Here is a 12,307-nt window from a genome sequence, read left to right on the forward strand (position 1 = left end):
ATGATGTGAGAGGTTACTGACACACCCGGCCCCTTTGCCATGAGGTCGACGTCAGAAAATTTTCACGGAGTATGTCCGATAATAAATTGGGCGATAGAAGGAGGGACTAAAATGGCAAAGCAAAAAATTCGTATTCGCTTGAAAGCATACGACCACAGAATTCTTGATCAATCCGCAGAGAAAATCGTTGAAACTGCAAAACGTTCGGGTGCTGGTGTATCTGGACCGATTCCGTTGCCAACTGAGAAGCAAATCATTACTATTCTCCGTGCGGTACACAAGTACAAGGATTCCCGTGAACAGTTTGAACAACGGACTCACAAACGTTTGATCGATATTGTGAACCCAACACCACAAACTGTGGATGCCTTGATGCGCTTGGATCTACCGTCCGGTGTAGATATCGAAATCAAATTGTAATTCTATTTTTAGCAACTTAGGAAAAGAAAAGAGGTGTCAACATTGAAAGGTATCTTAGGAAAAAAACTCGGTATGACTCAAGTGTTTACTCCAGAAGGTAACGTAATTCCTGTTACTGTTATCGAAGCAGGCCCTTGTGTAGTACTGCAAAAGAAAGACCTGAATATCGACGGATATGAAGCAGTGCAATTGGGCTTTTCTGATAAAAAAGAAAGTCGCTCCAATAAGCCTGAACAAGGTCACGCCAAAAAGGCAAATGCAACACCTAAGCGCTACGTTCGTGAAATTCGTGGTGTTGACCTCGGGTCTCTCGAGGTTGGACAAGAACTGAAGGCTGATATTTTTGCTGAGGGCGAATTTGTTGACGTAACTGGCACATCTAAAGGTAAAGGTTTCCAAGGTAACATCAAACGTTGGGGACAAAGCCGCGGACCAATGGCACACGGATCGCGTTACCACAGAAGACCGGGTTCCATGGGTTCTATCCAAGCTAACCGTGTTCCGAAGGGCAAACGCCTCCCAGGACATATGGGTCACACGACTATCACTGTTCAAAAGCTTGAAATCATCAAGGTTGACGTTGAACGTAACGTATTGCTGGTTAAAGGCGCTATCCCAGGTCCTAAAAACAGCTTCGTGAAAGTTAAACAAACCGTTAAGAAATAATTACCTAAGAAAGGAGGAACATGAAATGCCAAAAGTAACACTTTTTAATATTAGTGGCAACGAAGTTGGTGAAGTAGAACTTAGCGATACAGTATTCGGTATTGAACCGAATGAGCACGTTCTACACGAAGCTGCGCTTATGCAAAGAGCTTCCCTTCGTCGTGGTACACACAAAGTAAAAGGACGTTCTGAAGTTCGTGGCGGTGGACGTAAGCCTTGGAAACAAAAAGGTACAGGTCGCGCTCGTCAAGGATCCATTCGTTCTCCACAATGGAAAGGCGGCGGCGTTGTCTTCGGACCAACACCACGTAGCTATTCCTGGAAATTGCCTAAGAAGGTTCGTCGTTTGGCGATCAAATCCGCTTTGTCCTCGAAAGTGCTCGAGAATGACATTATCGTATTGGATAGCTTGACAATGAATGCTCCGAAGACGAAAGAATTCGCAGCAATCTTGAACAACCTGAAAGTGGAACGCAAAGCTTTGATCGTAGCTACTAGCTATGATGATAACGTAGCACTTTCCGCTCGTAACATCCCTGGGGTGAAATTCGTAGCGGCTGACGGCATTAATGTTCTTGACGTACTGACGTACGACAAACTGATCATCACTAAAGAAGCAGTTCTGAAGGTAGAGGAGGTGTTCGCGTAATGAAAGATCCTCGTGATATTATCAAACGTCCGGTGATTACGGAACGTACTTCCGACTACATGAGCGAAATGAAATACGCTTTTGAAGTGGATATCCGTGCTAACAAAACCGAAATCAAAAAAGCTGTCGAGGCTATTTTCAAAGTAAAAGTAACTAATGTGAACACAATGCGCGTGCCTGGCAAACTGAAACGTTATGGTAAATATTCTGGTTACACTCCAGAGTGGAAAAAAGCCATCGTTAAGCTTAGCCCGGACAGCAAGCCGCTTGAATTTTTTGAAGCGGTAGAATAATACTCTTAAAGTAAGGAGGAAACTATAGTGCCAATCAAAAAGTACAAACCGACCTCTCCGGCAAGACGCCATATGTCTGTGTCTACGTTTGAAGAAATCACAACAAACCAGCCAGAGAAATCGTTGCTTTCTCCGCTGTTCAAACATGCGGGACGCAACAACCAAGGTAAAATTACGGTTCGTCACCATGGCGGCGGACACAAACGTAAATACCGTATTATCGACTTCAAACGGACTAAAGACGGCATACCAGGTAGCGTTGCTACAATCGAGTATGACCCGAACCGTACATCTAATATTGCTTTGATCCACTATGCTGATGGAGAGAAACGTTATATCATCGCTCCTAAAGGCCTAAAAGTTGGGGATAAAGTAGAGTCCGGCCCAACAGCCGACATCAAAATTGGTAACAGTCTTGCGCTGGAGAACATCCCAGTGGGTACAGTTATCCACAACATTGAGTTGAAACCAGGTAAAGGCGGACAATTGGTTCGTGCTGCTGGTACAGAAGCTCAATTGCTTGGTAAAGAAGAAAAATACTGTTCCGTTCGTTTGTCATCCGGTGAGGTTCGTAAGATCCTTAGCGTATGCCGTGCAACTATCGGTTCCGTAGGTAACGAAGATCATGAATTGATCAAAATCGGTAAAGCTGGACGTAGTCGCTGGCTGGGCCGTCGCCCTGAAGTACGCGGTGTAGTAATGAACCCGAACGATCACCCACACGGTGGTGGTGAAGGCCGCGCTCCAATCGGACGTAAATCGCCTATGTCTCCATGGGGTAAACCAACCCTTGGTTACAAAACGCGTAAGAAAAACAAGGCATCTGATAAATATATCGTTCGCCGCCGCACAAAATAAGACGCTTCTGGCAAGTTAATAAAGCGCGAAGCGTCGATTCGCGGTTTGAAGAACCGGATGAAGGGAGGATTCACACATGGGTCGCAGTTTAAAGAAGGGGCCGTTTATCGATGGCTACCTGCTTAAAAAAGTTGAGGAACTGAACGAGGCTGAAAAAAAGGTTGTAGTTAAAACTTGGTCCCGTCGCTCAACCATTTTCCCTCAGTTTATCGGACATACGTTTGGTGTATATGACGGCCGTAAACACGTGCCTGTATACGTAACAGAAGATATGGTAGGTCACAAGTTGGGCGAGTTCGCGCCAACACGTACTTACAAAGGCCACGCGGGTGACGATAAGAAAACAAGAAGATAATAATAAGGTCTCTGTTTGAAAGGAGGTTAAACAATGGAAGCAAAAGCACATGCAAGATCGGTGCGGATTTCCGCTCGTAAAGCGAAACTGGTTGTTGACTTGATTCGTGGTAAGCAAGTGGGGGAAGCAATTGCTATTCTTCGCCACACTCCGAAATCCGCTTCTCCGGTCGTTGAGAAGTTGCTTAATTCGGCAATTGCGAATGCTGAGCATAACTATTCTTTGGACGTGAACAGTTTGTTCGTTAGCGAGGTTTTCGTTAACCAAGGACCTACTATGAAACGTTTCCGTCCGCGCGCCATGGGCCGCGCAAGTCGGATCAATAAACGCACGAGCCACATTACACTGGTGGTATCTGAGAAATAAGGAGGGATAACACGTGGGTCAAAAGGTAAATCCAATCGGACTCCGGATCGGGATCATTCGCGATTGGGAATCTAAATGGTATGCAGGAAAAGATTTCGGTACTCTTCTGATGGAAGACGTCAAAATCCGGGAATACCTTAAAGGTAAATTGAAGGATTCCGCTGTTTCCCATATCGAGATCGAAAGAGCGGCTAACCGCGTGAACGTTACAATTCACACTGCTAAACCAGGTATGGTTATTGGTAAGGGCGGAGCAGAAGTAGAAGTACTTCGCAGCGCAGTTACAGCAATCGCTGGTGGCAAAAAAGTACACATCAACATCAATGAAATCAAGCACCCTGAATTGGATGCAATTCTTGTAGCTGAGAGCATTGCTCAACAATTGGAACGTCGTGTATCGTTCCGTCGTGCACTCAAACAAGCGATTCAAAGAACAATGCGTTCTGGCGCAAAAGGGATTAAAACTCAAGTAGGCGGACGTCTTGGCGGAGCTGAGATTGCTCGTTCAGAAGGTTATAGCGAAGGAACAGTTCCACTTCATACGCTTCGTGCCGATATCGATTACGGAACGGCTGAAGCACATACAACTTACGGTCTTATCGGCGTAAAAGTATGGATCTACCGTGGAGAAGTTCTTCCCCCAGCTAAGAAACAAGCTGCTCAGGAAGGAGGCAACTAATCATGTTGGTACCAAAACGCGTAAAACACCGCAAGCAACAACGCGGACACATGAAGGGTATGGCAAAGGGTGGTACTGAATTGAACTTCGGCGAATTCGGCCTGGTTGCAATGGAACCATCTTGGATCACTAACCGTCAGATCGAAGCTGCTCGTATCGCAATGACACGTTATATCAAACGTGGCGGTCAAGTTTGGATCAAGATTTTCCCAGATAAGCCTATTACTCAAAAGCCTCTCGAGGTTCGTATGGGTAGTGGTAAAGGTAACGTTGAAAAATGGGTAGCTGTAGTTAAACCGGGCAAGATTATGTTCGAACTCGGAGGCGTGTCGGAAGAAATCGCTCGTGAAGCGATGCGTCTTGCCGCTCACAAGCTGCCTGTAAAGACTAAGTTTGTGAAACGTGAAGAATTGGGTGGTGAAGCAAATGAAAGCTAATGAACTTCGCAACTTAACCACTGCTGAGATTGAACAAAAGATCGCTGGATTCAAAGAGGAACTTTTTAATCTCCGTTTCCAATTGGCAACTGGCCAACTGGACAACCCGACTCGGATTCGTGACGTGCGTAAGGAAATAGCTCGTGCTAAAACCGTAATCCATCAAAGAGTGCTTGGGATTAGTTAAGTGAGACGGATCTCAGATCCGTATTCAGGAAGGAGGCTAACTAATGAGCGAAGAACGTAATGCACGTAAAGTGCTAATCGGTAAAGTGGTCAGTGATAAAATGGATAAAACCATCGTAGTCGCTGTTGAAACCTATAAGAAGCATAACTTGTACCACAAACGCATCAAGTCTACGAAGAAATTCAAAGCACATGATGAGGAAAACGTTGCGAAAATTGGCGATACCGTAAAAGTCATGGAAACTCGTCCGTTGTCCAAGGACAAACGTTGGAGACTAGTTGAAGTGGTTGAAAAAGCGGTTATCATCTAAGATAATCAAACGAGTTTTTCCGGAAGGAGGAAATTATAATGATTCAACCATTTACACGCTTGCATGTGGCTGACAACTCTGGTGCGAAGGAACTGATGTGTATCCGCGTACTGGGTGGTACTGGACGCCGTACAGCAGCAATCGGTGATTTGATCGTTTGTTCCGTTAAACAAGCAACACCAGGCGGCGTTGTCAAAAAAGGTGATGTTGTTAGAGCGGTAGTTGTTCGTACGAAACGTTCCGTTCGTCGTAAAGATGGATCTTACATCGCATTCGACGAAAATGCAGCTGTTGTTGTTAAAGACGACAGAAGCCCTCGTGGAACACGTATCTTTGGACCAGTTGCTCGCGAACTTCGCGATAAAGACTACATGAAGATCGTTTCCTTGGCACCGGAAGTAATCTAATAAACACGAGCACCAATAAGTTGAAGGTTAGTTATAGGAGGTGTAATAAATGCCTAGAGTGAAAAAAGTTCTGGAATCCCATAACAATAAACTGCACGTGAAGAAAGATGATGTGGTGCTTGTGATTAGTGGTAAAGACAAAGGCAAAAAAGGCCGTGTCATCGCTGCTTATCCTCGTGAAAACCGCGTTCTGGTAGAAGGCGTCAATATGGTGAAAAAACACCAAAAGCCGAACCAGCTGAATCCACAGGGTGGAATTATTGAGCAGGAAGCTTCGATTCATGTGTCCAACGTAATGCACATCGATCCGAAGTCCGGCAAAGTAACACGTATCGGTTACAAAGTATTGGACAACGGTAAAAAAGTTCGGATTGCTAAAAGATCCGGAGAGATTATCGACTAATCTAGCCCTTAAGAAAGGAGGTTAAATCTTCATGGCAGCAAGAATGAAAGAACGTTATCTCAACGAAATAACACCTGCTTTGATGCAGAAGTTTAACTATACAACTGTTATGCAAGTGCCTAAGATCGAGAAGGTTGTCATCAACATGGGTGTGGGTGACGCTGTTCAAAACTCCAAAGTACTTGATGCTGCAGTTAATGACATGCAGTTGATCGCTGGTCAAAAACCAGTAATCACTAAAGCTAAAAAATCCATCGCTGGTTTTAAACTACGCGAAAATATGCCGATTGGGGTTAAAGTAACACTGCGCGGCGAGCGTATGTATTACTTCTTGGACAAATTGTTCAACGTAACGCTTCCACGCGTACGTGACTTCCGTGGTGTTTCCACTAAAGCCTTTGACGGCCGTGGTAACTACACACTTGGTCTTAAAGAACAATTGATCTTCCCCGAGATCGAATATGACAAAGTGGATAAAGTCCGCGGTATGGACATCGTTATTGTAACGACTGCTAAGACGGACGAGGAATCCCGCGAGCTGCTGGGTCAGCTGGGAATGCCTTTCGCAAAATAAAGTCGGTTAATCCATTTTCTCCGAAAATGTTTAGGAGGTGTCAGGCTAAGTGGCAAAAACTTCGATGAAAGTTAAACAACAACGTACGCCTAAGTTTAAAGTACGTGCATATACACGTTGCGAACGTTGTGGTCGTCCACATTCGGTACTGCAAAAGTTCAAAATTTGCAGAATTTGTTTCCGTGAATTAGCTTATAAAGGCCAGATCCCTGGCGTGAAAAAAGCAAGTTGGTAAGAAGTTTATAAACGGGAAGGAGGTTTACACACATGACTATGTCTGATCCTATTGCAGATATGCTTACTCGTATTCGTAACGCTAACATTGTGCGTCACGAAACGGTAGAAATGCCTGCTTCTACTATGAAGAAACAAATCGCTGACATTTTGAAGCGTGAAGGTTTCATCCGCGATGCGGAATTCGTTGAAGATAGCAAACAAGGGATTATCCGTATCTTCTTGAAATACGGCCCTAACCAAGAGCGTGTTATTTCTGGTTTGAAAAGAATCAGTAAACCAGGCCTTCGCGTATACACGAAGAGCAATGAAGTGCCTCGTGTACTCGGTGGTCTAGGAATCGCGATTATCTCCACATCTAAGGGAGTTATGACCGACAAAGAAGCTCGTCAATCAAAATCTGGCGGAGAAGTTGTCTGCTACATTTGGTAATAAACGTCACAAGATAAGGAGGTGCAACACATGTCTCGTATTGGTCGTAAACCAATCGCAGTACCTAGCGGTGTAGATGTCACTTTGGACAACGCCGTTATTACAGTAAAAGGTCCAAAAGGTTCTTTGACTCGTGAGCTTCATAAAGACATGAAGGTTACAGTTGAAAATAACGAAATTACCGTTGTTCGTCCGTCGGATAACAAATTGCATCGTTCACTTCACGGCACAACCCGCTCCGTTGTCAACAACATGGTAGCAGGCGTGACTGAAGGTTTCTCGAAATCTCTGGAATTGGTTGGGGTCGGATATCGTGCAAGCAAATCCGGAGATAAAGTCGTTCTGAACGTTGGTTACTCTCACCCGGTTGAAATTACACCGGAAGCAGGTATTGAGTTTGAAGTTCCTGCGAACACGAAGATCATCGTTAAAGGTATCGATAAAGAACGTGTTGGCGCATATGCTGCTAAAATTCGTTCCGTTCGTGAGCCAGAACCGTATAAAGGTAAAGGTATCAAATATGAAGGCGAGCGTATCATCCGCAAAGAAGGTAAAGCTGGTAAGAAAAAATAACCAGTTTGAACTTAATTGTAAGATACCCCGTGCATCTTAAAGTGAAGCTGTTTACGGCAAACTGAAGGGAGTGAAAGGGAAGTCATGATTACAAAAGAAGATAAAAACAAGGCTCGTCTCAAAAGACACCTGCGTGTTCGTAAGAAGATCCAGGGAACTACTGAGCGTCCACGTTTGAACGTATTCCGTTCTTCAAAACACATCTACGCTCAACTGATCGATGATGTTAAAGGGGTTACTATCGTATCCGCTTCTACACTTGATAAAGAACTGAGCGCTAACATCGGTAATGGCGGCAGCGTTGAAGCTGCAGCGAAAGTTGGCCAATTGGTCGCTGAGCGTGCTAAAGAAAAAGGCTATGCAGTGGTCGTATTCGACCGCGGAGGTTACTTGTACCATGGACGAATTCAAGCATTGGCTGACGCAGCTCGCGAAGCTGGTCTTGAATTCTAGAATAATTCTTAAAAGGAGGTTAACGACTTGCGTGTAGATCCGAACAGTTTAGAACTGACAGAAAGAGTTGTACACATTAACCGTGTAGCAAAAGTTGTAAAAGGCGGACGCCGTTTCAGCTTTAGTGCACTCGTTGTTGTGGGCGATGGCAATGGCTACGTCGGTGCTGGTATCGGTAAAGCCGGCGAAGTTCCGGATGCCATCCGTAAAGGCATTGAAGACGCCAAGAAAAACCTGATTCACATTCCAATCGTAGGAACTTCGATTCCCCATCTCGTTACTGGCCACTTCGGCGCAGGACGCGTGTTGCTGAAACCAGCATCAGAGGGTACTGGCGTTATCGCTGGCGGTCCAGTTCGTGCGGTATTGGAATTGGCAGGCGTTGGCGACATTTTGACAAAATCACTGGGTTCTTCGAATTCCATGAACATGGTCAATGCAACTTTGGAGGGACTTTCCCGTCTGAAACGCATTGAAGAGGTCGCGAAACTTCGCGGCAAATCTGTCGAAGAATTGCGCGGTTAAGGAGGGGAACGTCAATGGCAAAATTGCAAATTACCCTCGTACGTAGTGTAATCGGACGTCCAGAAACACAACGTGTTACTGTTAAGACGCTCGGCCTACGTAAACTCAACACGACAGTGGTTCACAATGACAGTCCTGCAATTCGCGGAATGATCAACAAAGTGAGTCACTTGCTATCTGTAACTGAAATTGAAGGCTAATCGCCTCGTATAAATTAACAAACATAAGGAGGTGCAAACGATGAAGTTACATGAACTTGCTCCAGCTCCTGGTTCCCGCAAAGAACGCAATCGCGTTGGTCGTGGACCAAGTAGCGGAAATGGTAAAACTTCCGGTCGCGGTCACAAAGGTCAAAACTCACGTTCTGGCGGTGGTGTTCGTCCGGGCTTCGAGGGTGGACAAAATCCGCTCTATCGTCGTCTGCCTAAACGTGGTTTCGTCAATCCTACCCGTAAAGAGTATGCGATTGTGAACCTTGAAGATCTGAATAGCTTTGCAGAAGGAACAGAAGTGACTCCGCAGTTGTTGCTTGAAACTGGTGTTGTCAAGAATTCCAAAAGCGGCATTAAGATTCTCGGCAATGGTGAGTTAACCGTTAAATTGACTGTACAAGCAAATAAGTTCTCTCAATCTGCGGTAGAGAAAATCGAGGCTGCCGGCGGTAAAACCGAGGTGATCTAATGTTCAAGACGCTTAAGAATATCTGGCATGTGGAAGATTTGCGCAAAAAGATCCTGTTTACCTTGTTCATTCTGATTATCTACCGTATCGGTTCGTTTGTACCGGTTCCTGGTGTGAACAAAGATGTACTGGAAACAGCAAATCAAAGCGGTGACGCTTTGATGGGACTTTTGAACACCTTCTCGGGCGGAGCGCTCAAAAACTTCTCGATATTTGCGATAAGTATTTATCCGTACATTACAGCATCCATCATCGTGCAATTGCTGTCGATGGATGTTGTTCCTAAGTTTGCTGAATGGGCTAAACAAGGGGAGCACGGTAAAAAACAACTAGCGCAAATCACTCGTTATGGTACTGTGATTTTAGCCCTGATCCAAGGTTTTGCTACGTCGATAGGGTTTAACCGGATTTATGGAACTCAAATGATGCCGAATGCGACATTTGCTGACTACTTACTGGTTGCCATTATCTTGACGGCTGGTACTTCTTTCCTGATGTGGCTTGGTGAACAGATTACCGAAAAGGGAATCGGGAACGGGATTTCGATCCTGATTTTTGCGGGAATCGTCGCCGCCATCCCGGGATATATCACGAGTACGGCTAACTCAAGCTTTATTCAGCCGGATCAAGTGTTCCTGAATATTCTTAAAGTCGTTATTGTGCTGATTGTGATTGTAGCGATTATTACAGCAGTTATCTTCGTACAGCAAGGCATTCGGAAGATTCCTGTTCAATACGCTAAACGCGTAGTCGGCAACAAAATGTACGGTGGACAGAATACGCACATTCCGCTGAAAATTAATGCGGCTGGTGTAATTCCGGTTATCTTCGCCGTATCACTGCTTCAGTTCCCAGTTGTTCTCTCCAGTTTCTGGTCAACACATGCCTGGGCTCAATGGATTGCCAAGTATTTGGCAACTGATGCACCACTTGGTATGCTTCTGTATGTAGTGATGATCATCGGGTTCACGTTCTTCTATACGTTCGTGCAGATGAATCCTCAGCAGATGGCTGATAACATGAAGAAGAATGGTGGTTACATTCCAGGTATCCGTCCTGGTAAAGCTACTGAGAAATATTTGACTAGAGTAATGTCTCGTCTGACTATGTCCGGCGCATTGTTCCTGGCTTTGATCTCTGTATTGCCGATGTTCTTCGGTGCTTTATCTGGATTGCCTAAAGAAGTTCGAATTGGTGGTACTTCACTGCTAATCGTAATCGGTGTGGCATTGGATACTATGAAGCAGATCGAGAGCCAATTGATCAAACGCCATTACAAAGGCTTCATCAATAAATAGGCGATAGGTTCCGGTGAAGCGTAATTTTTTATTCTTCCCGGCACCTATTGTGCTGTTTCTTGCTTGGTGGCGAACTTTTGGGGGGAGAGAGAAATCGTGAACATTTTATTCATGGGCCCTCCTGGGGCAGGCAAGGGAACACAAGCAGCTGAGATCATAAAAGAGTTTGGCATTCCGCATATTTCGACAGGAGATGCTTTCCGTTTGGCAATCAAACAAGAGACTCCAGTCGGATTGAAGGCTAAATCATTTATTGATCAAGGTTTGCTTGTACCAGATGATGTGACCATTGGTATAGTTGAAGAACGGCTGCAGCAGTCCGATTGCGAAAAAGGATTTCTATTGGATGGTTTTCCAAGAACTCTTTCGCAAGCGGAAGCGCTGGATGAAATTCTAAGCCGTTTGAATACTTCTTTGGATCATGTCATCAACTTGAATGTTGACCGTGGACTGTTGATGGCGCGTCTTACTGGACGTCGTATCTGCACAGTTTGCGGAGCATCCTACCATTTAATCTTCAACCCGCCGAAGCAAGATGGCATTTGCGACATTGATGGCGGTGAATTGTATCAACGTCCGGATGACAACGAAGAAAGTGTAGGCAAGCGTCTGGATGAGTATGACAATAAGACAGCGCCGCTGCTTGCATTTTATGATAATAAAGGTCTTTTGCGTCAGGTAAATGGGGAAAACGAAATCAATGTCGTTTCTTCTGAAATCGTATCTTTATTGCGGGGTTAATGTAATGATCATTTGTAAATCCGAACAGGAACTTGCCTTTATGAGGGAAGCTGGTCGAATTGTTGCCGAGAGTCACCGTCTTATTGCTGAGGCCATTGAGCCTGGCATTACAACGGGCGATCTCGACAGAATCGCCGATCAATACATTCGCAGTCAAGGTGCTGTGCCGTCTTTCAAAGGCTACAACGGTTTTCCTGCCAGCATTTGCGCTTCAGTCAACGAACAATTAGTGCATGGATTTCCAGGTAAACGCAAACTGATCGAAGGCGATATTGTAACGCTGGATATCGGTGCAGAGTACCGCGGTTATCACGGTGATTCCGCCTGGACCTACGGTGTGGGCAGCATTTCCGAAGAGGCTCAGCGTTTGCTGGACGTTACGGAAGGCTCCTTGTACGCGGGACTGGCGTTAGTTAAGCCGGATGTGCGCTTGTTTACAATCTCCCATGCTATCCAGCAATACATCGAAGAGGCTGGTTTCTCAGTCGTACGTGAGTATGTTGGTCATGGTATTGGGGCAAAACTGCATGAAGAACCGCAAATTCCGAATTATGGCATAGCGGACCGCGGACCACGTCTGAAACCGGGTATGGTACTCGCGATTGAGCCGATGGTAAACGTAGGAAAGAGACATGTCAGAACGCTGGAAGATAACTGGACTGTCGTTACGGTGGATGGCTCACTATGTGCTCACTTTGAGCATACAGTAGCAGTTACTCCGGACGGCATGGAAATTTTCACAAAACTGAATGCGTAGGTGATCTCC

Annotated in this window: 24 protein-coding genes; all 24 read left to right on the forward strand. The window is 45.3% G+C overall.

The features are described from left to right. The first annotated feature begins 111 nt into the window (after positions 1-111). Positions 112-420, forward strand: a complete 309-nt coding sequence (rpsJ, locus tag ACWNM1_RS15945; RefSeq protein ID WP_017692074.1) for a 30S ribosomal protein S10 — start codon at positions 112-114, stop codon at positions 418-420. Positions 421-462: 42 nt separating this feature from the next. Beyond that, entirely contained in the window at positions 463-1,086 is a 624-nt protein-coding gene (gene rplC, locus ACWNM1_RS15950) for a 50S ribosomal protein L3 (protein ID WP_076286852.1), read from the forward strand. Between the two features lie 25 nt (positions 1,087-1,111). Beyond that, entirely contained in the window at positions 1,112-1,735 is a 624-nt protein-coding gene (gene rplD / locus ACWNM1_RS15955; protein WP_042192174.1) for a 50S ribosomal protein L4, read from the forward strand. Further along, entirely contained in the window at positions 1,735-2,028 is a 294-nt protein-coding gene (gene rplW, locus ACWNM1_RS15960; protein ID WP_036680537.1) for a 50S ribosomal protein L23, read from the forward strand. Before rplD ends, rplW begins: the two co-directional genes overlap by 1 nt. Positions 2,029-2,055: 27 nt before the next feature. Continuing rightward, positions 2,056-2,886, forward strand: a complete 831-nt coding sequence (rplB, locus tag ACWNM1_RS15965; protein WP_042192171.1) for a 50S ribosomal protein L2 — start codon at positions 2,056-2,058, stop codon at positions 2,884-2,886. A gap of 76 nt (positions 2,887-2,962) precedes the next feature. Then, positions 2,963-3,241: a 30S ribosomal protein S19 gene (gene rpsS, locus ACWNM1_RS15970; RefSeq protein ID WP_036652940.1), complete on the forward strand. Its 279-nt coding sequence runs from the start codon at positions 2,963-2,965 to the stop codon at positions 3,239-3,241. A gap of 33 nt (positions 3,242-3,274) precedes the next feature. Beyond that, positions 3,275-3,607, forward strand: a complete 333-nt coding sequence (rplV, locus tag ACWNM1_RS15975; protein ID WP_036680546.1) for a 50S ribosomal protein L22 — start codon at positions 3,275-3,277, stop codon at positions 3,605-3,607. 13 nt (positions 3,608-3,620) lie between these two features. Continuing rightward, a complete protein-coding gene (gene rpsC, locus ACWNM1_RS15980; RefSeq protein ID WP_042192169.1) occupies positions 3,621-4,286 on the forward strand; it encodes a 30S ribosomal protein S3 in 666 nt (221 codons plus the stop codon). A gap of 2 nt (positions 4,287-4,288) precedes the next feature. Continuing rightward, entirely contained in the window at positions 4,289-4,723 is a 435-nt protein-coding gene (gene rplP / locus ACWNM1_RS15985) for a 50S ribosomal protein L16 (RefSeq protein ID WP_042131224.1), read from the forward strand. Further along, positions 4,713-4,910 (forward strand): 50S ribosomal protein L29, encoded by a 198-nt coding sequence (rpmC, locus tag ACWNM1_RS15990; RefSeq protein WP_019908232.1) that lies wholly within the window; start codon positions 4,713-4,715, stop codon positions 4,908-4,910. The genes rplP and rpmC overlap by 11 nt, the downstream gene beginning before the upstream one ends. 43 nt (positions 4,911-4,953) lie before the next feature. Next, positions 4,954-5,220 (forward strand): 30S ribosomal protein S17, encoded by a 267-nt coding sequence (gene rpsQ / locus ACWNM1_RS15995; protein WP_042131223.1) that lies wholly within the window; start codon positions 4,954-4,956, stop codon positions 5,218-5,220. Between the two features lie 38 nt (positions 5,221-5,258). After that, on the forward strand, positions 5,259-5,627 hold the full coding sequence (rplN, locus tag ACWNM1_RS16000; RefSeq protein ID WP_036680556.1) for a 50S ribosomal protein L14: 369 nt from the start codon (positions 5,259-5,261) through the stop codon (positions 5,625-5,627). A 49-nt stretch (positions 5,628-5,676) separates the two neighbouring features. After that, positions 5,677-6,030 (forward strand): 50S ribosomal protein L24, encoded by a 354-nt coding sequence (rplX, locus tag ACWNM1_RS16005; protein WP_076286851.1) that lies wholly within the window; start codon positions 5,677-5,679, stop codon positions 6,028-6,030. A 31-nt stretch (positions 6,031-6,061) separates the two neighbouring features. Beyond that, a complete protein-coding gene (gene rplE / locus ACWNM1_RS16010) occupies positions 6,062-6,604 on the forward strand; it encodes a 50S ribosomal protein L5 (protein WP_042131222.1) in 543 nt (180 codons plus the stop codon). Between the two features lie 49 nt (positions 6,605-6,653). Beyond that, positions 6,654-6,839: a type Z 30S ribosomal protein S14 gene (locus tag ACWNM1_RS16015; RefSeq protein WP_013312154.1), complete on the forward strand. Its 186-nt coding sequence runs from the start codon at positions 6,654-6,656 to the stop codon at positions 6,837-6,839. A 32-nt stretch (positions 6,840-6,871) separates the two neighbouring features. Further along, a complete protein-coding gene (gene rpsH / locus ACWNM1_RS16020; RefSeq protein ID WP_036680560.1) occupies positions 6,872-7,270 on the forward strand; it encodes a 30S ribosomal protein S8 in 399 nt (132 codons plus the stop codon). Positions 7,271-7,300: 30 nt separating this feature from the next. Then, positions 7,301-7,843 (forward strand): 50S ribosomal protein L6, encoded by a 543-nt coding sequence (gene rplF, locus ACWNM1_RS16025; RefSeq protein ID WP_042192166.1) that lies wholly within the window; start codon positions 7,301-7,303, stop codon positions 7,841-7,843. An 84-nt stretch (positions 7,844-7,927) separates the two neighbouring features. Continuing rightward, the gene (gene rplR, locus ACWNM1_RS16030) at positions 7,928-8,296 is read left to right on the forward strand and encodes a 50S ribosomal protein L18 (protein ID WP_042131220.1); all 369 of its coding nucleotides are present in this window, start codon (positions 7,928-7,930) and stop codon (positions 8,294-8,296) included. Positions 8,297-8,323: 27 nt separating this feature from the next. Next, on the forward strand, positions 8,324-8,821 hold the full coding sequence (gene rpsE / locus ACWNM1_RS16035) for a 30S ribosomal protein S5 (protein WP_036652980.1): 498 nt from the start codon (positions 8,324-8,326) through the stop codon (positions 8,819-8,821). Between the two features lie 14 nt (positions 8,822-8,835). Then, positions 8,836-9,021, forward strand: coding sequence for a 50S ribosomal protein L30 (gene rpmD / locus ACWNM1_RS16040; RefSeq protein WP_036680567.1), 186 nt, complete (start codon positions 8,836-8,838; stop codon positions 9,019-9,021). 40 nt (positions 9,022-9,061) lie between these two features. Beyond that, positions 9,062-9,502: a 50S ribosomal protein L15 gene (gene rplO / locus ACWNM1_RS16045; protein WP_036680569.1), complete on the forward strand. Its 441-nt coding sequence runs from the start codon at positions 9,062-9,064 to the stop codon at positions 9,500-9,502. Beyond that, positions 9,502-10,800 carry a preprotein translocase subunit SecY gene (gene secY / locus ACWNM1_RS16050; RefSeq protein ID WP_042131218.1) on the forward strand — a complete coding sequence of 433 codons (1,299 nt, stop codon included), beginning with the start codon at positions 9,502-9,504 and terminating at the stop codon, positions 10,798-10,800. Before rplO ends, secY begins: the two co-directional genes overlap by 1 nt. Before the next feature lie 96 nt (positions 10,801-10,896). After that, complete coding sequence (locus ACWNM1_RS16055) at positions 10,897-11,541, forward strand: adenylate kinase (protein ID WP_042131217.1); 645 nt, start codon at positions 10,897-10,899, stop codon at positions 11,539-11,541. Positions 11,542-11,545: 4 nt separating this feature from the next. Continuing rightward, positions 11,546-12,298, forward strand: a complete 753-nt coding sequence (gene map / locus ACWNM1_RS16060) for a type I methionyl aminopeptidase (RefSeq protein ID WP_042192159.1) — start codon at positions 11,546-11,548, stop codon at positions 12,296-12,298. Positions 12,299-12,307: the final 9 nt, after the last annotated feature.

Source organism: Paenibacillus sp. Marseille-Q9583 (genome assembly GCF_976954365.1).

Bases quoted from the DNA above. Each gene is read 5' to 3' on its own strand.
- rpsJ (WP_017692074.1), top strand. From the start codon at position 112: ATGGCAAAGCAAAAAATTCGTATTCGCTTGAAAGCATACGACCACAGA.
- rplD (WP_042192174.1), top strand. From the start codon at position 1,112: ATGCCAAAAGTAACACTTTTTAATATTAGTGGCAACGAAGTTGGTGAA.
- rplW (WP_036680537.1), top strand. From the start codon at position 1,735: ATGAAAGATCCTCGTGATATTATCAAACGTCCGGTGATTACGGAACGT.
- rpsS (WP_036652940.1), top strand. From the start codon at position 2,963: ATGGGTCGCAGTTTAAAGAAGGGGCCGTTTATCGATGGCTACCTGCTT.
- rplV (WP_036680546.1), top strand. From the start codon at position 3,275: ATGGAAGCAAAAGCACATGCAAGATCGGTGCGGATTTCCGCTCGTAAA.
- rplP (WP_042131224.1), top strand. From the start codon at position 4,289: ATGTTGGTACCAAAACGCGTAAAACACCGCAAGCAACAACGCGGACAC.
- rpmC (WP_019908232.1), top strand. From the start codon at position 4,713: ATGAAAGCTAATGAACTTCGCAACTTAACCACTGCTGAGATTGAACAA.
- rpsQ (WP_042131223.1), top strand. From the start codon at position 4,954: ATGAGCGAAGAACGTAATGCACGTAAAGTGCTAATCGGTAAAGTGGTC.
- rplN (WP_036680556.1), top strand. From the start codon at position 5,259: ATGATTCAACCATTTACACGCTTGCATGTGGCTGACAACTCTGGTGCG.
- rplX (WP_076286851.1), top strand. From the start codon at position 5,677: ATGCCTAGAGTGAAAAAAGTTCTGGAATCCCATAACAATAAACTGCAC.
- rplE (WP_042131222.1), top strand. From the start codon at position 6,062: ATGGCAGCAAGAATGAAAGAACGTTATCTCAACGAAATAACACCTGCT.
- rpsH (WP_036680560.1), top strand. From the start codon at position 6,872: ATGACTATGTCTGATCCTATTGCAGATATGCTTACTCGTATTCGTAAC.
- rplF (WP_042192166.1), top strand. From the start codon at position 7,301: ATGTCTCGTATTGGTCGTAAACCAATCGCAGTACCTAGCGGTGTAGAT.
- rplR (WP_042131220.1), top strand. From the start codon at position 7,928: ATGATTACAAAAGAAGATAAAAACAAGGCTCGTCTCAAAAGACACCTG.
- rpmD (WP_036680567.1), top strand. From the start codon at position 8,836: ATGGCAAAATTGCAAATTACCCTCGTACGTAGTGTAATCGGACGTCCA.
- rplO (WP_036680569.1), top strand. From the start codon at position 9,062: ATGAAGTTACATGAACTTGCTCCAGCTCCTGGTTCCCGCAAAGAACGC.
- secY (WP_042131218.1), top strand. From the start codon at position 9,502: ATGTTCAAGACGCTTAAGAATATCTGGCATGTGGAAGATTTGCGCAAA.
- map (WP_042192159.1), top strand. From the start codon at position 11,546: ATGATCATTTGTAAATCCGAACAGGAACTTGCCTTTATGAGGGAAGCT.